Here is a 22,683-nt window from a genome sequence, read left to right on the forward strand (position 1 = left end):
CGCCGACTCGCTGGCGGACGCTTACGAGGTTGTATGCTATGAGACTGACATCCAAAGGACGTTATGCCGTAACCGCTATGCTGGACGTTGCCCTGCACTCGCACGAGGGCCCGGTACCGCTGGCCGATATTTCAGAGCGTCAGGGCATTTCGCTCTCCTATCTGGAGCAGTTATTCTCGCGTCTGCGTAAGCATGGTCTGGTGGCCAGCGTGCGGGGTCCGGGTGGCGGTTATCTGTTAGGCAAAGACGCCGGCGCGATTGCAGTTGGTGCGGTGATTACCGCGGTGGACGAATCCGTTGACGCCACCAAATGCCAGGGTAAAGAGGGTTGCCAGGGCGGCGAGCGCTGCCTGACCCACGTTCTGTGGCGCGACCTGAGCGAGCGCATCAGCGACTTCCTCAACAACATCACGCTGGCGGAACTGGTGAATAACCAGGAGATCCTCGACGTGGCCGATCGCCAGAACAGCGTTGATAACCGTCGCTTCCAGCAGCATCGCGTGCAGGAAACCATCAACGTCAATCTGCGCGCCTGATCCTCTCCCGTTCAGCCTCTGCTGTTAACCCAGGAGAGGCTGAATCGTGCTATAAAGACGTATGATTTTTTATACGGAGTTTTAGCGCAATGAAATTACCGATCTACCTGGATTACGCAGCGACAACGCCTGCGGATCCGCGTGTCGCCAGCAAAATGATGCAGTTCCTCACTTTGGATGGCACCTTCGGTAACCCCGCTTCCCGTTCCCACCGTTTTGGCTGGCAGGCTGAAGAGGCCGTTGACGTGGCGCGCAACCAGGTTGCCGAACTGATCAACGCCGATCCACGCGAAATCGTGTTTACCTCCGGTGCCACCGAAGCCGATAACCTGGCGCTCAAGGGCGCAGCGCAGCAGCATCAGGCGCGCGGTAAACACATCATCACCAGTCAGACCGAACACAAAGCGGTGCTCGACAGCTGTGCTCAGCTGGCGCGCGAAGGCTTTGACGTCACCTTTCTGCAGCCCGGCGCGGACGGCATCGTCACGCCTGCGATGCTGGAAGCGGCACTGCGCGACGACACCGTGCTGGTGTCGCTGATGCACGTCAATAACGAAACCGGCGTGATTCAGGACATCGCCGCGCTGGGCGCGCTGTGTCACGCGCGCGACATCCTGTTCCACGTGGACGCCACGCAAAGCGTGGGCAAACTGCCGCTCGACGTCAGCGCGCTGCCGGTGGATTTGATGTCGTTCTCAGCGCACAAACTGTACGGGCCGAAAGGCATCGGCGCGCTGTGGGTGCGGCGTAAACCAAAACTGCAGATCGACGCGCAGATGCACGGCGGTGGTCACGAGCGCGGCATGCGTTCGGGGACCTTACCGGTGCACCAGATTGTCGGCATGGGCGAAGCCTATCGCATCGCGCGCGAAGAGATGGCGGACGAGAGCGCGCGCCTGGCTACGCTGCGCCATCGTCTGTGGCAGGGCATCAGCACGCTAAGCGACGTACAGCTCAACGGTTCACTCGAACAGGGCGCGCCGAATATCCTCAATATCAGTTTTGCCCACGTCGATGGCGAATCGCTGATCATGGCGCTGAAAGATCTGGCGCTGTCGTCGGGATCCGCCTGTACTTCTGCCAGCCTTGAACCTTCCTACGTTCTGCGCGCCATGGGCGTGGATCAGCAGCTGGCTTACAGCTCGCTGCGCTTTTCGCTGGGTCGCTTTACCACGCAGGAAGAAATCGATTATGCCATCGGGGTGGTACATAAGGCGGTAACGCGCTTACGGGCGCTGACGCCGGCCACTTCCCGCTAAATTTTCGCCCTGCGCCGGTCAGTGCGCAGGGATAACAAACGCAAACGGAGCCACGCGATGACAACACAACCCATGACGATTACGCTCAGCTCCCAGGCCGCCGACGCGCGCTGGGGCGAGAAAGCCTTGCTGAGCAGCAATGAAAGTGGCATGACCGTTCACCTGACCGGTGCCGATGCGCTGATGAGCATTCAACGTGCCGGACGCAAGCTGGACGGTCAGGGCATCCGCCACGTCGCGCTGAGCGGCGAAGGCTGGGATCTGGAGAAATGCTGGGCGTTCTGGCAGGGTTTCCGCAGCCCGAAAGGCCAGCGTCAGGTCGAATGGCCGACGCTGAGTGAGGCCGATCAGGCCGAATTCGATCGTCGCCTGAAGATCGTTGACTGGGTGCGCGACACCATCAACCTGCCTGCGGAAGATCTGAGCCCGGAGCAGCTGGCGCACAGCGCCATCGATCTGATCAGCGAAGTAGGCGGTGACGCGGTGAGCTATCGCATCATCAAAGGTGAGGATCTGCGTGAGCAGGGCTATGCCGGAATTCATACCGTAGGCCGCGGCTCGACGCGTCCGCCAGTGCTGCTGACGCTGGACTTCAACCCCGGCGGCGACGACAGCACACCGGTGTACGCCTGCCTGGTGGGCAAAGGCATCACCTTTGATACCGGCGGTTACAGCCTGAAGCAGAGCGCGTTTATGGATTCGATGAAATCCGATATGGGCGGCGCGGCAACGGTAACCGGTGCGCTGGCGCTGGCGATTGCGCGCGGCCTGGATAAACGCGTGAAGCTGTTCCTGTGCTGCGCCGATAACATGGTAAGCGGCAACGCGTTCCGCCTTGGCGACATCATCCGCTATCGCAACGGGAAATCCGTTGAAGTGATGAACACCGACGCCGAAGGGCGTCTGGTACTGGCCGATGGACTGATCGACGCCAGCGAACAGCGTCCGCAGCTGCTGATTGATGCGGCCACGCTGACCGGTGCCGCGAAAACCGCGCTGGGCAACGATTACCATGCGCTGTTTACCTTTGACGACGTGCTGGCGGAGTCGCTGCTGGGCAGCGCCACCAGCGAGAATGAAGCTTTCTGGCGTCTGCCGCTGGCCGAATTCCACCGCAACCATCTGCCGTCCAACTTTGCCGATCTGAATAACATCGCCAGCGCGGCACATGCAGCGGGCGCCAGCAGCGCGGCGGCGTTCCTCTCATGGTTCGTCAGCAACTATCAGCAGGGCTGGCTGCACATTGACTGCTCCGCGACCTATCGCAAAAGCGCGGTGGATCAGTGGTCTGCCGGTGCGACAGGCCTTGGCGTGCGTACCATTGCCAATCTGTTACTGAAATAATCCCGACAACGGCAGGCTGCAACCTGCCGTCTTTTTTGGAAGCCTATCCCTTATGAGTAACCGTCTTGAAGAGGTGCTGAAGCTGGCGGCCACCGAGCCTGCGCACCGTCCGGAATTTTTTCAGCTATTGCTGGAGGCCGATGTCTGGGTGCCGGGCGAAAGTCCCGCGGAGCAGTTTGATGCCACCTCGCCGGTAGAATTACAGCACTGGGAGAAAGAGGGTGGCGGCAGCGTGATCCCTTTCTTTACCTCAGAAGCAGCGATGAGCGAAGCCATCCAGGGTGAGCAGCCGTACCTGCGTTTACCGACGCGCACGCTGTTTGAAATGACGCTGGGCGAAACGCTGTTCCTCAATCCGAAACTGCCGGCCGGCAAAGAGTTTTCACCCGGCGAGATCGCGCATCTGCTGGGCGAAGAGGGCAGTGCGCTGAGCCAGCAAACGGTGCTGGAGGGCGGTCATGCATTGCTGCTGTCCGAAGTGGCCGAGCCGCCGGCGCAGATGATCGATTCGCTGACCCAGCTGTTTGCGAAATACAAACAGGTGCGTCGCGCCTACGTTGCCAGCATTCGTGAGCGTGCCGATGAACAGGCGAATCTGTTGATTGGGATTGAAGCCGACAGCGATATTGATGCGATTATTCAGGCGGCCGGCAGCGTGGCGACCGATACGCTGCCCGATGACGCGCCAATTGATATCTGTGAAGTGGTCAGCAACGAACAGGGTGTCAGCCATTTCTTCACCGCGCACATTACGCCGTTTTATGAGCGCCGCTGGGGCAGTTTCCTGCGCGATTTCAAAGGCAGCCAGCGGATTATTTAGTGCCGGTGCGCATCAGTGCGCCGATAAATCGCACCGATTTCACCCAGGTGCGCATAAATGCGCACCCTACGTGTAGGGTCGCCGTTTACGGCGACCGGTTATACGCACCACATCCGACACTTATTTCTCAATCGGTAAATCGTCGCGGCTGCCCCATTCTCCCCACGAACCGTCGTACAGCGTCACATCACGCACGCCCAGCGCGGTCAGCGCCAGAATCACCACCACCGCCGTCACACCGGAGCCGCAGCTGGCGACAATCGGCTGATCCAGCTTAATGCCTGCCTTTGCAAACAGATCGCGCAGCTCGGCGGCCGGTTTCAGCTCACCGTTGGCCACCAGATCGTTCCACGGCATATTCAGGCTGTGCGGGATATGGCCGCGCAGCAGGCCGGGACGCGGCTCATCCACTTCGGCATTGAAACGGTTGGCCGCGCGCGCATCGACAATCTGCGCGCCGCCCTCGTGGCTGATCAGCAGCACATCGGTCAGGCGCTTCACCTGGCTGCTGTCGTACTGCGCGTCAAACTCGCCTTCAGGCAGATTCACCGGACCGGTAGCCAGGCTGAAGCCAGCGGCTTTCCAGCCCTGCAGGCCGCCCGCCAGAATCGACACCTGTTCACAGCCAAAGGCGCGCAGCATCCACCAGGCGCGCGGCGCGGAGAACAGATTGCCTTCGTCGTACACCACCAGATGTTTATCCTGGCTGATGCCCAGCTCGCGCATCGCCACGGCAAAGGTCTCTGCGCGCGGCATCATATGCGGATACGGGCTGGTGTGATCGGACAGCGCTTCGATGTTGAAAAAAGGCGCATCCGGCAGATGCCCGGCCAGATACTCCGCCGTGATATCGCGCACCGCTTCCTGACCTGGCGGCAGCATGCGGGCATCCAGCACCTGCAAACGCTCTTCGTGGTAATGTTCATTCAACCAATCAGCGGACACAAACATGGCTGTCATAGCAACCTCTTCTCCATCAGCGGCAAAGGCCCAGTGTCCGGGAATGTGAAGGCTATCTCAAGGGTAACATTGCTAAAGTTGGCGGCTTGATGTGAAATTGCGCAGCACAACACGTTTAACCTTTTGGGGCTGGTGAGGGAATTACCATGGCAAGATGTGTAAAACGACTGCTGTTCAGCGTGCTGATCGGCGGCGCATTACTGGGCGGCGCGCAGCCGTCGCTGCAGGCGGCTGATACGCCTGCGCCGCAGGCCGCGACACACGCTCTCGCGGTGATCGACCTTTCCGAGCTGCAGCTGGACGGCGCGGCGGCGCTGGTACTGACCTTCAACCGCGCGCTCGACGGTCAGCAGGATTTCAACCACTGGATCAGCCTCACCGATGACAGCAGCGGCAAGGTCGACGGAGGCTGGGAGCTGGCGCAGAACGGCAAAGTGCTGCGCTTCCGCCATCCGCAGCCGGCGCGCAAGCTCACCGTCACGGTCAATGCCGGCCTGAAGGCCGCGGATGGCAGTGCCTTAGCCAGCCCATTCAGCCAGACACTCACCACGCGCGACATCCAGCCGATGGTCGGTTTCGCCAGTCGTGGCTCGCTGCTGCCGCTGCGCCTGGCGCAGGGACTGCCGGTGCTGGCGCTCAACGTTAACCAGATCGATGTTGATTTCTTCCGGGTGAAAAATGCCTCGCTGGCGGATTTTCTCGCCCAGTGGAATTACGGCAACAATTTGTCGTACTGGGAATCGCGCGATCTGCTGAAAAACGCCGATCTGGTTTACAGCGGCCGCTTCGATCTCAACCCGGCACGCAATACGCGGGAAAAAATGCAGCTGCCGCTCGGCGACGTCGCGGCGCTGAAACAGCCGGGTGTCTATCTGGCGGTGATGAAACAGGCCGGCACCTACAACTACACGCAACCGGCGACACTGTTCACCCTGAGCGACATTGGTTTGTCGCTGCATCGCTTCCCGGGCCAGCTCGAACTCTTTAGCCAAAGTCTTGCCAGCGGTGCGCCGTTAGAAGATGTCACCATTCAGCTACTGGATGAAAAAGGCCAACAGCTGGCGAGCGGCAGCAGCGACAGCGAGGGGCATCTGCGTTTAGCGGCTAACGCCAAAGGCAAGCTGCTGCTGGCGACCAGTAAAGGCCAGACTTCGCTCATCGACCTTAATCGCCCGGCGCTGGATCTGGCCGAATTCCCAATTGATGGTCCGCAAGGCTACGACAAACAGTTCTTCATTTTTGGCCCGCGCGATCTCTATCGTCCTGGCGAAACGGTCATCGTTAATGCGCTGCTGCGCGATGCCGATGGCAAACCACTGCCGCCGCAGCCGGTGAAAGCTGAAGTGGTGCAGCCGAATGGTGAAGTGGCACAAACCTTCGTCTGGCAGCCAGAGAACGGCGTTTATCAACAACGTTTTGCCTTACCGGCCTCGGCGATGACCGGTAAATGGACGCTGCGTATTAACAGCGGCGACAACCAGCCGCGCAGCTGGCCGTTCAATGTAGAAGATTTCCTGCCCGAACGGATGGCGCTGTCGCTTAAAAGCAACACTCAGCCTCTGTCGCCAGATGCCGACGTCACCTTTGCTGTCGAAGGTCGCTATTTGTATGGCGCGCCAGCGACAGGCAACGAACTGCAAGGCCAGCTGTTCCTGCGCCCGGCGCGTGAAGCGGTCGCTGCGTTGCCAGGTTATCAGTTTGGCGACATCACTGAGGAACTGAAACGTAGCCTTGATGATGTGGATGAAAAGCTGGACGACAGCGGCAGGCTGCAGCTTAAGGTTGAAAGCAGCTGGGCGGAGAGCCACTCTCCGCTCAACCTGATTTTGCAGGCCAGCCTGCTGGAGACCGGCGGTCGTCCGGTAACGCGGCGTGCCACGCAAGCGATCTGGCCTGCGGCCGCGCTGCCGGGCATTCGTCCGTTGTTTAACAGCGAATCAGTGTACGACTATCGCACCGATCGTTATAACGATGAGCCAACCGTGCCGGAAAACAGCCTCGCCGAATTTGACGTGGTGTACGCCAATGCGCAGGGCGAAAAGCTGGCGGCGCAGGATCTTGATGTGCGTTTGATCCACGAACGTCGCGACTACTTCTGGAGCTTCTCCGACAGCGAAGGCTGGCAGTCACGTTACGATGAAAAAGATTTGCAGGAAGAGCAGCAGCGCATCAGCATTGCGGCGGGCGGCACCCAGAAAGTCAGCTTCCCGGTGGAGTGGGGCACCTATCGTCTTGAAGTGCATGCCGGTGACAACATCGTCAGCAGCGTGCGTTTCCAGGCAGGTTACTGGTGGCAGGACAACACCAACGGCACCGGCGCGCTGCGTCCGGATCAGGTCAAACTGAAGATCGACAAAGCCGCCTATCAACCCGGCGACACCGCGCGTGTCACGGTGGAATCCCCGGCGGCCGGCAAAGGCTATCTGCTGGTGGAGTCGAGCAGCGGCACCTTGTGGTGGCAACCGCTGGATGTGCCGGCGGGCGGCGCAACCATTAATGTGCCAGTCAGTGCGGAGTGGAAACGCCACGATCTGTATCTCAGCGCGATTGTGGTGCGCGACGGCGACAAAGCGAACGGCACCACGCCAAAACGCGCGGTCGGCTTGTTGCATCTGCCGATGGCAACCGCCGCGCGCCGCCTGACGCTGGCACTTGAGGCACCGGACAGGATTCGGCCGGAACAAACCGTGAAAGTGAAGGTTAAAGCCCGCCGCGAGGGCGGTGCGCTGCCGCAGCAGGTGCAGGTATTGCTGTCGGCGGTGGACAGCGGCGTGCTGAGCATTACCGACTATGCCACCCCCGATCCGTGGAACGGCTTCTTTGGCCGCAAGCGCTACAACGCCGATCAGTATGACGTGTTCGGGCAATTGATTGAGGGCGGTGGCAAACTGGCGGCGCTGCGTTTTGGCGGTGACGGGGATGATGCCGATGCGCTGTCGCGCGGCGGTAAAAAGCCGGTCACCGAGGCGCAGATTGTGACGCAGCAGCTGCAACCGGTGACGCTGGATGCCAGCGGCGAGGGCACGCTGGAACTGCCGGTACCGGCCTTCAACGGCGAGCTGCGGCTGATGGCGCAGGTGTGGAGCGAAGACAGTTTCGGCGCGGCGGATCGTAAAATGGTGGTCGCCGCACCGCTGGTAAGCGAACTGGCGACGCCGCGCTTTCTTGCCAGCGGCGATCAATCAACACTGGCGCTGGATTTGACCAACCTCACCGATCAACCACAAACGTTGAACGTCACGGTTAACACCAGCGGCTTGATTGCACTCAACGGCCAAATCCCGGCCAGGGTGCAGCTGGCGAAGGGGGCGCGAACCACGCTGGCGATTCCGGTTAAAGCGCAGGACGGTTTTGGTGAGGGCGACGTGCAGGTGACCGTTTCGGGGCTGAGCCTGCCGAACGAGACGCTGGCACCGAGCGTGCGCCGCTGGAAGATTGGCGTGCGTCCGGCTTATCCGGCGCAAACCCTGAGTTTCGATAACGTAATGAACAGCGGGCAGCGCTGGCAGGTGATGGCAAGCGCTTTCAACGGCCTGCAGGCTGGCACGCTGAGCGGCCAGCTGTCGCTGAGTTCTCAGCCGCCGCTGAATATCGCCAGCTACATCAGCCAGCTATACGCTTATCCCTATGGCTGTCTGGAGCAGACCGCCAGCGGTATCTGGCCTTCACTCTTCACTAATCACGCCCAGCTCAGCGCGATGGGCATCAAAACCAGCAGCGATGAGGCGCGCCGCGCGGCAATTGACACCGGCATTGCGCGCCTGGCCGGCATGCAGCGCGGTAACGGCAGCTTTGGCCTGTGGAGCAAAGAGAGCAGCGAGGAGTTCTGGCTCACCGCTTACGTCACTGACTTCCTGCTGCGCGCCAGCGAAGCAGGCTACAGCGTGCCGGAGGGCGTGATTAATCGCGCCGACCAGCGCCTGCTGCGTTATTTGCAGGATCCGGCGCAAATCGAAACCAGCTGGAGTAGCGATGCCGATGCGCTGCGTTTTAGCGTGCAGGCCTATGCGGGGCTGGTACTGGCGCGTCAGCAGCAGGCGCCGCTCGGCGCGCTGCGGGCGCTGTATGACCAACGCGCCCAGGCGAAGTCCGGACTGGCGCTGGTGCAGCTTGGCGTGGCGCTACAGCAGACGGGCGATACGCAGCGCGCGCAGCTGGCGCTGATGCAGGGCATCGCGCTGCAACGCCAGCCTGACATGTGGCTGGGCGATTACGGCAGCCCGCTGCGTGACCGCGCGCTGACGCTGGCGCTGCTGAGGGAAAATCAGCTGCTGCCGGCGCAGCAGGGGCCATTGCTGATTGAACTGGCGCAAACGCTGCACGGGCAGCGCTGGTTCTCCACTCAGGAGAACAATGCGCTGTTCCTCGCCGCGCGGACGCTGCAGCAGCATCCGGGTGAAGCCTGGCAGGCCACGCTGCAGGACCAGCCGCTGCGCAGCGATCGGCCGCTGAGTCTCGGGCTGAGCGCGCAGCAGTTGCAGCAGGGCCTGACGGTGACCAGCGACACACCGTCGCCGCTGTACGGTACGCTCAATGTGGTGGGCTATCCGCGTACCGCGCCGTCACCGGTCAGCAACGTGCTCAGCATCAGTCGCGAATACTTCACGCTGGACGGTAAACCGGCCGATCTCAATAACCTTAAGAGCGGCGAGCTGCTGGTGGTGCGGCTGAAGGTGGGCGCCAGTCAGCGCGTCAGCGATGCGCTGGTGGTGGATCTGCTGCCGGCCGGACTGGAGCTGGAAAATCAAAACCTGAGCGACAGCAGCGCCAGCCTGGGCGACAGTGCCGATGCGCTGAAAGAGAGCATGATGGACATGCAGCAGGCAAACATTAAACATCTTGAGTTCCGCGACGACCGCTTTGTCGCCGCGCTGGCGCTGGATGGCTACACGCCCGGCACGCTGCTGTATCTGGCGCGCGCGGTGACGCCGGGCAGTTATCGTCTGCCGCCACCGCAGGTGGAGTCGATGTATGTGCCCGCGTGGCGCGCCATCGGCACCACGCCGGAAAAACTTCATGTGCGTTAAGCGCCCGTGACGCAGCGCCACCGACGCCTGTGCGGGCTGGCGCTGCTGTTACTGCTGCTGGTGGGCGCAGTATGGCTGCTGGACCGGCTCGATCCGCTGCCGCTGCGCCAGTTACAGCCGGCGCGGGTGGTGGTAGCGGAAGATGGCACGCCGCTGTGGCGCTTTGCCGATCGACAGGGTGTGTGGCGCTATCCGGTGACGCTGGATGAGGTGTCACCGGCCTATATCGAGGCGCTGCTGACCTACGAAGACCGCTGGTTCTGGCACCATCCCGGCATTAATCCGCTGGCGATAGTGCGCGCCGTCGGGCAAAACCTGCTGCAGCACGACATTGTCTCCGGCGGCAGCACGCTGACTATGCAGGTGGCGCGGCTGATTGATCCGCAGCCGCGTACCCTGCGTGGCAAAGTGGTGCAGGCGTGGCGCGCGCTGCAGCTGGAGTGGCATCTGTCAAAGCGCGAGATCCTCACGCTGTATCTCAACCGCGCCCCGTTTGGTGGCACGGTTGAGGGCGTCGGCGCTGCCAGCTGGATGTGGCTGGGCAAACCGGCGTCGCAGCTTACCCGCGGCGAGGCGGCGCTGCTAGCGGTGCTGCCGCAGGCACCCAGCCGTTTGCGCCCGGACCGCTGGCCGCAGCGCGCTGAAGCTGCCCGCAATAAAGTGCTGGACCGCCTGGCGCAGTATCAGGTGTGGCCGGCGCAGACCGTCGCCGAAATCAAACAGGAGCCGGTATGGCTGCCGCCGCGCCAGCTGCCGCAGCTGGCACCGCTGCTGGCGCGCCGGCTGCTGTCGCTGTCGCCCGAAAGCAAAATTACCTCCACGCTGGATGTGTCGCTGCAGCGCGAACTGGAGAACCTCGCTGCGTCGCTGCAAACCCGGCTGCCGCCGCGCACCTCGCTGGCACTGCTGGTTGTCGACCACAGCAGCATGAAGGTGCGCGGCTACGTCGGCTCGGTGTCTTTCAATGACGACAGCCGCTTTGGCCATGTGGATATGATTGCCAGCGTGCGTTCGCCGGGATCGCTGCTCAAGCCGTTTGTCTACGGCATGGCGCTGGATGATGGCCTGATTCATGGCGAATCGCTGCTGCAGGATGTGCCACGCCGCTTTGGTGACTATCGTCCCGGCAATTTCGACAGCGGCTTTCACGGCCCGGTCAGCGCCAGCGAAGCGCTGCAGCGTTCGCTCAATCTGCCGGCGGTGCAGCTGCTGGAGGCGCTTGGATCGAAAAACGTCGCCGCGCGGCTGCGCAACGTCGGCCTGAATCTGCGCTTTCCGGCGGGCGGTGAACCGAATCTGTCGCTGGTGCTGGGCGGCACCGGCGCGCGGCTGGACGACATTGTCGCCGCCTACAGCGCCTTTGCCCGCCACGGTAATGCTGCGCAGCTGCGCTGGCTGCCGCAGCAGCCGCTGCTGCAGCGCCCGTTACTGTCGCCCGGCGCGGCGTGGATTGTGCGCCGCATTCTCGCCGGTGAGGCGCAGCCTGCCGCCAGCGGGGCGGTCGCCGATATCGTGCCGCTGGCGTGGAAAACCGGCACCAGCTACGGCTATCGCGACGCCTGGAGCGTCGGTATCACGCCACGCTATCTGATTGGCGTCTGGGTGGGCAGGCCGGATGCCACGCCGGTTGCCGGCCAGTTCGGTTACGCGTCGGCGGTGCCGGTGATGCAGCAGGTTAATCACCTGCTGGCGGGACACCTGCCGGCGCGCGGCGTACCCGGCGATCCGCGCCCGGCGACGGTCAGCGCCGTCAGTATCTGCTGGCCCGGCGGCCAGCCATTGCCCGCCGGCGACGAGAACTGCCGGCAGCGGCGTTATAGCTGGGTGTTGAATCAGACCGTGCCGCCAACGTTGCTGGCGCCGGGTCAGGAGGGCGTCAATGGCTTACGCCAGCGCTTCTGGCAAAACAGCAAAGGACTGCGCGTGGCGGCGGATTGTCCGGATGCGCAAAGCCGGGAACGCATGATGTGGCCGCTGCCGCTTGAGCCGTGGCTGCCACCGGGCGAACGGCGGGCGCAGCGCCTGCCGCCGGTGGATGCGACCTGTCCGCCGCTGAATCAGGGGGACAGCGCGCCGCTGCTGGTGACCGGCGTGATCAATGGCCAGCGCGTGCAGCCGCTGCCCGGTAAGGTCGTATTGCTGCTGCCGGTGGCGGTACAGGGCGGGCAGGGTACGCAGCGCTGGTGGTTTTTAAACGGGCAGCCGGTGGAGCTTGCTGCGGGAAAAAGCAGCGCCTCGCTGGTGCTGCGCGAGCCCGGTCGTTATCAGCTGGTGGTGATGGATGAGGCCGGGCAGCTGGCTTCGGTGTCTTTCACGCGCGGCTAAACGCAGCGCTATGGCATATTTTTTGCGTGTTTGCCCCGACAGAAATCAATTATTTTCAATAATTCCTCTCTTCACTCATAGGCAAGGCGCGCCGATCTCCCTATAATCGGCGCGTTTTCTTACCGGGAGCGGGTTCCCGGTTTCTTCAGGATGCTAATCAGAGGTAATCATGGCAATCGAACGCACTTTCTCCATCATCAAACCAAACGCCGTCGCTAAGAACGTGATTGGTGCTATCTACAACCGTTTCGAAAGCGCTGGCTTCAAAATCGTTGGTGCGAAAATGCTGCACCTGACCAAAGAGCAGGCTGAAGGCTTCTACGCGGAGCACAAAGGCCGTCCGTTCTTTGATGGTCTGGTTGAGTTCATGACTTCTGGCCCGGTTGTGGTATCTGTTCTGGAAGGCGAAAACGCTATCCAGCGTCACCGCGATCTGATGGGTGCAACTAACCCGGACAACGCGCTGGCCGGTACGCTGCGTGCTGACTACGCAGACAGCTTCACCGAAAACGCCACCCACGGTTCTGACTCTGCAGAATCTGCGGCACGCGAAATCGCTTACTTCTTCGCAGAAAACGAAGTCTGCCCACGTACCCGCTAAGTGCGCGGTAGCGGATGCGGACAGGCGTCTTTACACCTTGTAACCGGTGGCTAAGACGTTCCCCTGGCATCACGCAGCAGATGTAGTACAATTATGCGCCCTTGTTGAGCCTGGCTCAGCGAGGGCGCTGTTTTTTTCCTATTCTTAACCAGAGCCGTAACGTGTAACAACGAGGCCAGAGAACATTATGTCCGAACAGATTGTGACGCCGTCGTCCGCTTCCCCCGTGGTTGTTTCCCCGAAAAACGAAAAAATTAACCTGCTGGATCTTAACCGTCAGCAGATGCGCGAATTCTTTGTTGAGATGGGCGAAAAACCGTTCCGTGCCGATCAGGTCATGAAGTGGATGTACCACTACTGCTGCGATGATTTCGAGCAGATGACAGACATCAATAAAGTGCTGCGTGGCAAGCTGATGCAGCGCGCTGAAATTCGTGCGCCGGAAGTGGCGGAAGAGATGCGCTCCAGCGATGGCACCATCAAGTGGGCGATTCGCGTCGGCGATCAGCTGGTGGAAACCGTGTATATCCCGGAAGCCGACCGCGCCACGCTGTGCGTCTCCTCGCAGGTAGGCTGTGCGCTGGAGTGTAAATTCTGTTCGACCGCGCAGCAGGGCTTTAACCGTAACCTGCGCGTGTCTGAAATCATTGGTCAGGTATGGCGCGCGGCAAAAATTATCGGTGCCGCTAAAGTGACCGGCCAGCGTCCGATCACCAACGTGGTCATGATGGGCATGGGTGAGCCGCTGCTCAACCTTACCAACGTGGTACCGGCGATGGAGATCATGCTGGATGACTTCGGTTTCGGCCTCTCCAAACGTCGCGTGACGCTGTCGACCTCGGGCGTAGTACCAGCGCTGGATAAGCTCGGCGATATGATCGACGTGGCACTGGCGATTTCGCTGCACGCACCGAATGACACCATCCGCGATGACATCGTGCCAATCAACAAAAAGTACAACATCGAAGCCTTCCTAGCGGCGGTGAAGCGCTACATTGGCAAATCCAACGCCAATCAGGGCCGCGTGACGATTGAGTACGTGATGCTGGATCACGTCAACGACAGCACCGAACACGCGCATGAGCTGGCGGCGCTGCTGAAAGAGACGCCGTGCAAGATCAACCTGATTCCGTGGAACCCCTTCCCGGGCGCGCCGTATGGCCGCAGCTCAAACAGCCGCATCGACCGTTTCTCCAAAGTGCTGATGGAGTACGGTTTCACCACCATCGTGCGTAAAACGCGCGGCGACGACATTGATGCCGCCTGTGGTCAGCTGGCCGGCGATGTTATCGACCGCACCAAGCGTACGCTGCGTAAAAAAATGGCCGGTGAAGCCATCTCTGTGAAGGCGCTCTGAAAGATCGCGCCCGCTGCTACGCATCGGGCGTCAGGCATGGCAGTCTCTGCGCTGAACTGACAGGGAGAGACTGAGATGCATAAAGGAATATCCGCCGCGCTGCTGGCCGGCTTTGTTGTAACCGGGTGTGTCGAAGCACCGGCGCGGCACGGCGCGGCCGATATCCGGCTGCAGCTGGGATTGCACTATCTGGCGGTGAAGGATTATGCCGCGGCGCAGCGCAATTTGCTGCGCGCGCAGCAGGCCGCGCCGCGCGATTACCGGGTGCCGCTGGCGCTTGCGCGCGTCGCGCAGGCACAGCAGAATAACGCCCGGACGCGCCATTACTACCAGCGCGCGCAGCAGTTAGCGCCGCTGAATGGTTATGTGGCTAACAATTACGGTGCGTTTCTCTGCGGTTTGAGGCAGTATGACGAAGCGCATCAACAGTTTAAGCTGGCAACTGAAGCGCAGCACAGCGACGCCGCTCAGGATGCCCTGCTGTTTTCGGGCTATTGTTACCTGCAGGCGGGAGAGGATCGCGCCGCGCGCCAGCAGTTCGATCTCGCGCTGGATGCCGCACCGGAGCAGGGCAGTATGCTGCTGACGGAAGTGGAACGACGGCTTGAACAGCAGCAGTGGGCTTCAGTGCCGCTGCTTTTAGAAGTTTACCATCAGCATTTGCCGGCAACGGCAGAGAGTCTGGGGTTACAGATACGTTTCGCCGCGCAACAGGGAAACGCTGCTGACGTTACACGTTATGGCGACCGGTTGGCGCGAAGTTTTCCACAATCGATACAGTACCAGCGTTATTTAGCTAATGAATACTGAAGCCACTCAAGAGAATTCTGCAGTACATTCCACAGGTGAACGCCTGCGTCTGGCCCGTGAGCAGATGGGGCTGACCCAGCAAAACGTCGCTGAGCGCCTGTGCCTGAAACTTTCTACCGTGCGTGATATTGAAGAGGATAAATCCCCGGCGGACTTGGCCTCGACCTTTCTGCGCGGCTACATTCGCTCTTATGCGCGTCTGGTGCATGTACCTGAAGATGACCTGCTGCCGATGATGGCGAAGCAGGCTCCGGTGCGTGCGGCGAAAATTGAGCCGATGCAGAGCTTCTCACTGGGTAAGCGTCGTAAAAAGCGTGACGGCTGGTTGATGATCTTCACCTGGCTGGTGATTTTCGTGGTGGTCGGCCTGACCGGCGCCTGGTGGTGGCAGAACCATAAAGCCTCGCAGGCAGATCTGGTGTCGATGGCTGACCAGAACGGCAGCAGCAGTGACAACAGCCAGTCGATTCCGCTGGGTGACAACAGCACAGACAGCACTACCGACAGCGACACTAACGCGGCCGGTACGCCGATTGACACCGGTGCCGGAGCGGCCAGCACGCCAGACAACGCTGGCAGTACCAGCAGTGCGCCAGCAGCGACCAGCAGCAACACGGCAACCAGCAGCGACAACGCGGTGGTGTCTCCGAGCCAGGCGCCGATTGATAACGCACCGCCAGCGGCCACCTCACCGGCGCCGGCCAACAGCGTGCCGGCAGGCTCAATGCCAACCGGTACCGCTGCCGTCAGCCAGCCCGCAGGCGATCCTAACGCCGTGGTGATGAACTTCAAAGCTGACTGCTGGCTGGAAGTCACCGATGCGACCGGTAAGAAGTTGTTCAGCGGATTGCAACGTAGCGGCGGTAAACTCAGCCTGTCCGGCACCGCTCCGTATCGTCTGAAAATTGGCGCTCCGGGTGCGGTTGACGTGCAATATCAGAATCAGCCCGTTGATTTAAGTCGTTTTATCCGTAATAACCAGGTTGCCCGTCTGACGCTGGGTGCGCAATAACGCGCAGCGCGCTTTCCGGGTAATTGTGGAGAGAGAATATGCATAACGAAGCACCCATTATCCGTCGCAAATCTACACGTATTTACGTCGGCAAGGTGCCGGTTGGCGATGGCGCGCCTATCGCCGTTCAGTCAATGACCAACACCCGTACCACGGACGTCGAAGCCACGGTGAATCAGATCCGTCAGCTGGAGCGCGTCGGCGTGGATATCGTGCGTGTGTCCGTGCCCACTATGGATGCGGCGGAAGCCTTCAAACTGATTAAGCAGCAGGTCAACGTGCCGCTGGTAGCGGACATTCACTTTGACTACCGCATCGCTCTGAAAGTGGCCGAGTACGGCGTCGATTGCCTGCGCATTAACCCGGGCAACATCGGTAACAACGAGCGTATTCGCCAGGTAGTGGATTGCGCCCGTGACCACAATATTCCGATCCGTATCGGCGTTAACGCCGGTTCGCTGGAAAAAGATCTGCAGGAAAAATACGGTGAGCCAACGCCGCAGGCGCTGCTCGAATCTGCGATGCGTCATGTTGATCACCTCGATCGCCTCAACTTTGACCAGTTCAAAGTGAGCGTCAAAGCCTCCGATGTGTTCCTGGCGGTGGAATCTTACCGTCTGCTGGCAAAAGCCATCGATCAGCCGTTGCACCTTGGCATCACCGAAGCTGGTGGCGCGCGTGCGGGAGCGGTGAAATCAGCGATCGGCCTTGGTCTGCTGCTGGCGGAAGGGATTGGCGATACGCTGCGTATTTCACTGGCCGCCGACCCGGTTGAAGAGGTCAAAGTCGGCTACGACATCCTGAAATCACTGCGCATCCGCTCACGCGGCATCAACTTCATCGCCTGCCCGACCTGTTCGCGCCAGGAGTTTGACGTCATTGGCACGGTGAACGCGCTGGAAGAGCGGCTGGAAGACATCATCACGCCGATGGACGTCTCGATCATTGGCTGCGTGGTGAACGGTCCCGGCGAAGCCACGGTCTCGACGCTCGGCGTCACCGGCGGCAACAAGAAAAGCGGTTTCTACGAAGATGGCGTGCGCCAGCGCGATCGCCTCGACAACAGTGACATGATCGATCAGCTGGAAGCGCGCATCCGTGCAAAAGCCACCATGCTGGACGAGAGCCGCCGCATCAACGTGCAGCAGCTGGAAAAATAAAGGACGGTGTGCGCCCGGCGCACGCCAGTTGTGATTGAACCTGTGCGGTTTCATCCTCATAAGGTATGATGCCGGACAGGTTTTTTTGTATTAAGAGATTCTAACGTGGCGAAGAATATTCAAGCGATTCGCGGGATGAACGATTACCTGCCGGCAGATACCGCCATCTGGCAGCGTATTGAGGGCACCCTGAAGCAGGTGCTGGCCAGCTACGGCTACAGTGAAATCCGTCTGCCAATCGTCGAGCAAACCCCACTGTTCAGCCGCGCGATCGGTGAAGTCACCGACGTGGTTGAAAAAGAGATGTATACCTTTGAAGACCGCAACGGCGAGAGCCTGACGCTGCGTCCGGAAGGCACCGCAGGCTGCGTGCGCGCCGGTATCGAACATGGTCTGCTGTACAATCAGGAGCAGCGCCTGTGGTACATCGGTCCGATGTTCCGCTACGAGCGTCCGCAGAAGGGGCGCTATCGCCAGTTCCACCAGATGGGTGTCGAAGTGTTTGGCCTGCAGGGGCCGGACGTGGACGCCGAGCTGATCATGCTGACCCATCGCTGGTGGAAAGCGCTGGGTATTGCTGACCACGTTGAGCTGGAGCTGAACTCCATCGGTTCACTGGACGCGCGCGCCAACTACCGCAGCGCGCTGGTGGCCTTCCTCGAACAGCATAAAGAGGTGCTGGACGAAGATTGCAAACGCCGCATGTATACCAATCCGCTGCGCGTGCTGGACAGCAAAAATCCGGATATTCAGACGCTGCTTAACGACGCGCCGACGCTGGGTGAATTCCTCGACGAGGAGTCACGTGAACACTTCAGCGGCCTGTGTGCGCTGCTCGACGATGCCGGCATCAAATACCGCATTAATCAGCGCCTGGTGCGCGGCCTCGACTACTACAACCGCACCGTGTTCGAATGGGTGACCAGCAGCCTCGGCTCGCAGGGCACCGTGTGCGGCGGCGGTCGCTATGATGGTCTGGTGGAGCAACTGGGCGGCCGCGCGACGCCGGCGGTCGGTTTTGCCATGGGGCTCGAGCGTCTGGTGCTGCTGGTGCAGGCGGTGAATCCGGAATTTGAACCGACGCGCATTGTTGATGTCTATGTTATCGCTTCGGGGCAGGGCGTGCAGTCCGCCGCGATGCAACTGGCGGAAAAACTGCGTGATGCCGACCCGGCGCTGAAGCTGATGACCAACTTCGGCGGCGGTAACTTCAAGAAGCAGTTTGCCCGTGCAGACAAGTGGGGCGCACGCATTGCGCTGGTGCTGGGCGAAGACGAAGTGAAAGCGGGCCAGGTGGTGATTAAAGACCTGCGCACCGGCGATCAGCAGACGCTGGCGCAGAGCGACGCCGCCGCGACGCTGCACACGCTGCTGCAGTAAGCGCAGCACTGCAACAGGCATTTTAAGGAGAGGGATTGCGTGGAAGTTTACAGCAACGAAAACGAACAGGTTGATGCGCTGCGTCGCTTCTTTGCCAATAATGGCAAAGCGCTGGCGGTCGGGGTCATCGTCGGTATCGCTGCGCTGGGTGGCTGGCGTTTCTGGAGCAGCCATCAGGAAGGAGCGGACAAAGCCGCGTCGGCGCAGTATCAGCAGCTGACCAGCGCCATGCAGGCAGACAAGCCGCAGACGCTGGAAGCGGTCGCCAGCTTCGCCAGCGAGAACAACAACACCTACGGTGCGCTGGCCGCGCTGGATCTGGCTAAACAGTACGTTGCCGCCAACCAGTTAGACAAAGCCATCACGCTGTTACAGAGCGGGCTGAAAGACACCAAAGATGCCAATCTGCAGGCGGTGATCAACCTGCGTCTGGCACGCATTCAACTGCAGCAAAATCAGGCCGATGCCGCCCTTACTACCCTGAACAATGTGAAGGGTGATGGCTGGACAGCCATTGTGGCGGACATTCGTGGCGAAGCACTGCTGAGCAAAGGCGATAAGCAGGGCGCCCGTGATGCCTGGAGCAAAGGTGCGGAATCGCAGGCTTCTCCTGCGCTGAAGCAGATGCTGCAGATGAAGATGAATAACTTAAGTTAAGCCAGTCAAGAGAGCGCACATGGAATTACGTAAATACCTGCTGCCAGGGCTGATGTCAGTCACTCTGCTCAGCGGTTGCTCGCTGTTCAGCGGCGAAGAAGATGTAGTGAAAATGGCCCCGCTGCCGAAGGTTGAAAACCAGTTCACGCCGGAAACCGCGTGGAGCACCTCGGTCGGTGACGGCGTGGGTGATTTCTACTCCAATCTGCATCCCGCCTGGCAGGACGGCACCGTGTATGCCGCCGACCGCTTCGGTATCGTGAAAGCGCTCGACGCCAGCAACGGCAAAGAGAAGTGGAAAGTGAACCTCTCTGAGAAGACCGGCTTCTTCTCGAAAAACATTTCGGCACTGCTGTCTGGCGGTATCACGGCCAATGGCGATCGCCTCTACATCGGTAGCGAGCGGGGACAGGTATTTGCCCTGAACAGTAGCGACGGCAGCATTGCCTGGCAGACCAAAGTGGCTGGCGAAGCGCTGTCGCGTCCGGTGGTCAGCGATGGTCTGGTACTGATTCACACCAGCAACGGTATGCTGCAGGGGCTCGATCAGAGCAGCGGCGCGGTGAAATGGAGCGTGAATCTGGATATGCCAGCGCTGTCGCTGCGCGGTGAATCGGCGCCGGCAGTAGCGTTCGGCGGCGCGATTGTTGGCGGTGATAACGGCCGCGTCAGCGCGGTGATCATGAACCAGGGTCAGCTGATCTGGCAGCAGCGTATCTCCCAGCCAAGCGGCGCGACCGAGATCGATCGTCTTAACGATGTCGACACCACGCCGGTGATCGTCAATGGCGTGGTCTATGCGCTGGCCTACAACGGTAACCTGACGGCGCTGGATCTGCGTTCCGGTCAGATTCTGTGGAAGCGTGAAATCGGCGGCGTCAAAGATCTGATCGTCGATGCCGGTCGCATCTATCTGGTGGATCAGGATGACCGCGTGATTGCGCTCAACGCCGATGGCGGCGTGGCGATCTGGCGTCAGAGCGATCTGCTGCACCGTAACCTGACGTCTCCGGTGCTGTTCAACGGTTACCTGGTGGTCGCCGATAGCGAAGGCTACGTGCACTGGATCAACACCCTGGACGGCCGCTTCGTGGCGCAGCAGAAACTGGACAGCGATGGCTTCCAGACCGAGCCAGTCGTGGCCGGTGACAAGCTGCTGATCCAGGCGAAAGGCGGTGAGGTCTACGCCATCACCCGTTAAGGCGATGGCCCGACGGGCAGCGTTTCGCACGCATTGATACGGCTCCTGATTCGTCAGGGGCCGTTCTGTTTTTAGTCAGGCATGATATTCTTGGCGCCTGCGGCCTGAACCTGACGGCAAATGCCGTTATAATCACGCCATTCGGGCGATTTATTTTTAAAACTGAGGCAAGTGTTATGGTACCTGTGGTCGCGCTGGTTGGGCGTCCCAATGTGGGGAAATCCACGCTGTTTAACCGCTTAACGCGCACACGTGATGCGTTAGTGGCCGATTTCCCTGGACTGACTCGCGATCGCAAATATGGTCGCGCCGAAGTGGAAGGGCGCGAATTTATTGTTATCGATACCGGCGGTATTGATGGCACCGAGGAAGGCGTGGAAAACCGCATGGCGGAGCAGTCGCTGCTGGCGATTGAAGAGGCCGATGTGGTGCTGTTTTTAGTTGATGCGCGTGCTGGCGTCATGCCGGCGGATCAGCAGATCGCCAATCATCTGCGTTCGCGCGATAAAGCGACGTTCCTCGTTGCCAACAAAACCGATGGTCTCGATCCGGATGCTGCGGTGCTGGACTTCTACGCGCTCGGCCTGGGTGAGATTCACCCGATTGCCGCGTCGCACGGTCGTGGCGTCACCAGCCTGCTGGAAACCGCGCTGCTGCCGTGGATGGATGACATCGCGCCGCGGGAAGTCAGCGAAGAGGACGAAAACGAAGCTTACTGGGCCGCGTTAGCCGCCGAAGAGAACGGTGAAGCGCTGGAGGAAGAAGAGGAAGAAGCCTTCGATCCGACCGGTCTGCCGATCAAACTGGCGATTGTCGGGCGTCCCAACGTAGGTAAGTCAACGCTCACCAACCGTATCCTCGGTGAAGATCGTGTGGTGGTGTATGACATGCCGGGCACCACGCGTGACAGCATCTACATTCCGATGGAGCGTGATGACCGCGAGTACATCCTGATTGATACCGCGGGCGTGCGTAAGCGCGGCAAAATCACTGATACGGTGGAAAAATTCTCCGTCATCAAAACGCTGCAGGCGATTGAAGATGCCAACGTGGTGATGCTGGTGATTGACGCGCGTGCGGGCATTTCCGATCAGGACCTGTCGCTGCTCGGCTTTATCCTGAATAGTGGGCGCTCACTGGTGATTGTGGTCAACAAGTGGGATGGCCTGTCGCAGGAGATTAAAGATGAAGTGAAAGAGACGCTGGACTTCCGTCTCGGCTTTATCGACTTCGCGCGCGTGCACTTTATCTCGGCACTGCACGGCAGCGGCGTGGGCAACCTGTTTGAATCCGTGACCGAAGCGTACGACTGCTCGACCAAGCGCGTAAATACCTCCATGCTGACGCGTATCATGAACATGGCTGCTGACGACCATCAGCCGCCTCTGGTGCGTGGCCGCCGCGTGAAACTCAAATACGCGCATGCCGGTGGTTATAACCCGCCGATTGTGGTGATTCACGGTAATCAGGTGAAGGATCTGCCGGATTCCTACAAGCGTTATCTGATGAACTACTTCCGCCGCTCGCTGAACGTGATGGGAACGCCGATTCGCATCCAGTTTAAAGAGGGCGATAACCCGTATGCGGGCAAACGCAACCTGCTGACGCCAACCCAGCAGCGTAAGCGTAAGCGTCTGATATCGCATCTGAAGAAAAACAAACGCTAAACATGATGAGGGCCCGGATGGGCCCTCTTTTTTTGGCGTAACATCCGGTTTATCACGATCCTCAGCCACGATTCCGGAGTCATCATGCTCACCCCATGTCCTCACTGTCAGCAACCGCTCACTTACAGCGAACAACGCTTCGATTGCCCGCACTGCCAGCGTCATTTCACCGCGCTGGCCTGCTGTCCCGACTGCCAGCAGCCGCTGCAGGTGCTGAAAGCGTGCGGTGCCATAGATTATTTCTGTACCCACGGTCACGGCCTGATCTCAAGCAGGCGCGTGCATTATCGCCCGGAAGACGTCAGGGAATGAGGGGTTGCGATAGCGCGAAGTGGCGCTGGCTGCTCGCTTCGCGCTACGTTTGTAGCAAAAATGCTATTGCCCAGTAACTACCGCGTTATGGATGTTCACTTTTAATTGTACCGGATGGTACAATCCTGCCCGCCTTGTGGCGAATGCCAGCGAATGTTGTTCCTGCGGCCTCGCTCACAAGCGCTGCATAACGGGCGTAGCTCCCGTACCAACAGATATAAAATAAAGCGTAACGGATAACTTCCTGTCCCTGCT

At 60.3% G+C, this 22,683-nt stretch carries 17 protein-coding genes; 16 read left to right on the forward strand and 1 reads right to left on the reverse strand.

Annotated elements, in window-relative coordinates; all coding sequences use genetic code 11:
* The first annotated feature begins 38 nt into the window (after positions 1-38).
* The 4 genes from iscR (at position 39) to sseB (ending at position 3,959) form a co-directional block, all read left to right on the forward strand.
* Positions 39-536, forward strand: coding sequence for a Fe-S cluster assembly transcriptional regulator IscR (gene iscR, locus C1N60_RS05280; RefSeq protein ID WP_031279392.1), 498 nt, complete (start codon positions 39-41; stop codon positions 534-536).
* 89 nt (positions 537-625) lie between these two features.
* Positions 626-1,795 (forward strand): IscS subfamily cysteine desulfurase, encoded by a 1,170-nt coding sequence (locus tag C1N60_RS05285; protein ID WP_136545942.1) that lies wholly within the window; start codon positions 626-628, stop codon positions 1,793-1,795.
* Positions 1,796-1,852: 57 nt separating this feature from the next.
* Positions 1,853-3,139, forward strand: a complete 1,287-nt coding sequence (pepB, locus tag C1N60_RS05290) for an aminopeptidase PepB (protein WP_058758293.1) — start codon at positions 1,853-1,855, stop codon at positions 3,137-3,139.
* 52 nt (positions 3,140-3,191) lie between these two features.
* Entirely contained in the window at positions 3,192-3,959 is a 768-nt protein-coding gene (sseB, locus tag C1N60_RS05295; RefSeq protein ID WP_058758294.1) for an enhanced serine sensitivity protein SseB, read from the forward strand.
* 120 nt (positions 3,960-4,079) lie between these two features.
* Here the strand turns inward: sseB and sseA are convergent, their stop codons facing one another.
* Positions 4,080-4,919, reverse strand: coding sequence for a 3-mercaptopyruvate sulfurtransferase (sseA, locus tag C1N60_RS05300; protein ID WP_021506552.1), 840 nt, complete (start codon positions 4,917-4,919; stop codon positions 4,080-4,082).
* Between the two features lie 146 nt (positions 4,920-5,065).
* Between sseA and C1N60_RS05305 the strand changes: the two genes are divergently transcribed.
* From C1N60_RS05305 to C1N60_RS05360, 12 genes are all read left to right on the forward strand, one after another.
* Positions 5,066-9,946 (forward strand): alpha-2-macroglobulin family protein, encoded by a 4,881-nt coding sequence (locus C1N60_RS05305; protein WP_394521475.1) that lies wholly within the window; start codon positions 5,066-5,068, stop codon positions 9,944-9,946.
* Positions 9,947-9,952: 6 nt separating this feature from the next.
* Positions 9,953-12,271, forward strand: coding sequence for a peptidoglycan glycosyltransferase PbpC (pbpC, locus tag C1N60_RS05310; RefSeq protein ID WP_394521476.1), 2,319 nt, complete (start codon positions 9,953-9,955; stop codon positions 12,269-12,271).
* Between the two features lie 169 nt (positions 12,272-12,440).
* Positions 12,441-12,872 (forward strand): nucleoside-diphosphate kinase, encoded by a 432-nt coding sequence (gene ndk / locus C1N60_RS05315; RefSeq protein WP_021506555.1) that lies wholly within the window; start codon positions 12,441-12,443, stop codon positions 12,870-12,872.
* Positions 12,873-13,059: 187 nt separating this feature from the next.
* Positions 13,060-14,229, forward strand: coding sequence for a bifunctional tRNA (adenosine(37)-C2)-methyltransferase TrmG/ribosomal RNA large subunit methyltransferase RlmN (locus C1N60_RS05320; protein WP_021506556.1), 1,170 nt, complete (start codon positions 13,060-13,062; stop codon positions 14,227-14,229).
* A gap of 75 nt (positions 14,230-14,304) precedes the next feature.
* The gene (pilW, locus tag C1N60_RS05325) at positions 14,305-15,039 is read left to right on the forward strand and encodes a type IV pilus biogenesis/stability protein PilW (RefSeq protein ID WP_021506557.1); all 735 of its coding nucleotides are present in this window, start codon (positions 14,305-14,307) and stop codon (positions 15,037-15,039) included.
* Positions 15,029-16,051 carry a cytoskeleton protein RodZ gene (gene rodZ, locus C1N60_RS05330; RefSeq protein WP_104188682.1) on the forward strand — a complete coding sequence of 341 codons (1,023 nt, stop codon included), beginning with the start codon at positions 15,029-15,031 and terminating at the stop codon, positions 16,049-16,051. Before pilW ends, rodZ begins: the two co-directional genes overlap by 11 nt.
* Before the next feature lie 38 nt (positions 16,052-16,089).
* On the forward strand, positions 16,090-17,211 hold the full coding sequence (gene ispG / locus C1N60_RS05335) for a flavodoxin-dependent (E)-4-hydroxy-3-methylbut-2-enyl-diphosphate synthase (protein ID WP_104188680.1): 1,122 nt from the start codon (positions 16,090-16,092) through the stop codon (positions 17,209-17,211).
* Between the two features lie 105 nt (positions 17,212-17,316).
* A complete protein-coding gene (gene hisS, locus C1N60_RS05340; protein WP_031279395.1) occupies positions 17,317-18,591 on the forward strand; it encodes a histidine--tRNA ligase in 1,275 nt (424 codons plus the stop codon).
* Between the two features lie 39 nt (positions 18,592-18,630).
* Positions 18,631-19,248, forward strand: coding sequence for a YfgM family protein (locus C1N60_RS05345; RefSeq protein ID WP_021506561.1), 618 nt, complete (start codon positions 18,631-18,633; stop codon positions 19,246-19,248).
* A gap of 19 nt (positions 19,249-19,267) precedes the next feature.
* On the forward strand, positions 19,268-20,449 hold the full coding sequence (gene bamB, locus C1N60_RS05350; protein ID WP_058758300.1) for an outer membrane protein assembly factor BamB: 1,182 nt from the start codon (positions 19,268-19,270) through the stop codon (positions 20,447-20,449).
* A gap of 176 nt (positions 20,450-20,625) precedes the next feature.
* Positions 20,626-22,116: a ribosome biogenesis GTPase Der gene (gene der, locus C1N60_RS05355; RefSeq protein ID WP_021506563.1), complete on the forward strand. Its 1,491-nt coding sequence runs from the start codon at positions 20,626-20,628 to the stop codon at positions 22,114-22,116.
* Between the two features lie 84 nt (positions 22,117-22,200).
* Entirely contained in the window at positions 22,201-22,428 is a 228-nt protein-coding gene (locus C1N60_RS05360; RefSeq protein WP_132464726.1) for a zinc ribbon domain-containing protein, read from the forward strand.
* The last annotated feature ends 255 nt before the right edge of the window (positions 22,429-22,683 follow it).

This window comes from Pantoea sp. SGAir0184 (genome assembly GCF_043544755.1).

Bases quoted from the DNA above. Each gene is read 5' to 3' on its own strand.
- iscR (WP_031279392.1), top strand. From the start codon at position 39: ATGAGACTGACATCCAAAGGACGTTATGCCGTAACCGCTATGCTGGAC.
- C1N60_RS05285 (WP_136545942.1), top strand. From the start codon at position 626: ATGAAATTACCGATCTACCTGGATTACGCAGCGACAACGCCTGCGGAT.
- pepB (WP_058758293.1), top strand. From the start codon at position 1,853: ATGACAACACAACCCATGACGATTACGCTCAGCTCCCAGGCCGCCGAC.
- sseB (WP_058758294.1), top strand. From the start codon at position 3,192: ATGAGTAACCGTCTTGAAGAGGTGCTGAAGCTGGCGGCCACCGAGCCT.
- sseA (WP_021506552.1), bottom strand. From the start codon at position 4,919: ATGACAGCCATGTTTGTGTCCGCTGATTGGTTGAATGAACATTACCAC.
- C1N60_RS05305 (WP_394521475.1), top strand. From the start codon at position 5,066: ATGGCAAGATGTGTAAAACGACTGCTGTTCAGCGTGCTGATCGGCGGC.
- ndk (WP_021506555.1), top strand. From the start codon at position 12,441: ATGGCAATCGAACGCACTTTCTCCATCATCAAACCAAACGCCGTCGCT.
- C1N60_RS05320 (WP_021506556.1), top strand. From the start codon at position 13,060: ATGTCCGAACAGATTGTGACGCCGTCGTCCGCTTCCCCCGTGGTTGTT.
- pilW (WP_021506557.1), top strand. From the start codon at position 14,305: ATGCATAAAGGAATATCCGCCGCGCTGCTGGCCGGCTTTGTTGTAACC.
- rodZ (WP_104188682.1), top strand. From the start codon at position 15,029: ATGAATACTGAAGCCACTCAAGAGAATTCTGCAGTACATTCCACAGGT.
- ispG (WP_104188680.1), top strand. From the start codon at position 16,090: ATGCATAACGAAGCACCCATTATCCGTCGCAAATCTACACGTATTTAC.
- bamB (WP_058758300.1), top strand. From the start codon at position 19,268: ATGGAATTACGTAAATACCTGCTGCCAGGGCTGATGTCAGTCACTCTG.
- der (WP_021506563.1), top strand. From the start codon at position 20,626: ATGGTACCTGTGGTCGCGCTGGTTGGGCGTCCCAATGTGGGGAAATCC.
- C1N60_RS05360 (WP_132464726.1), top strand. From the start codon at position 22,201: ATGCTCACCCCATGTCCTCACTGTCAGCAACCGCTCACTTACAGCGAA.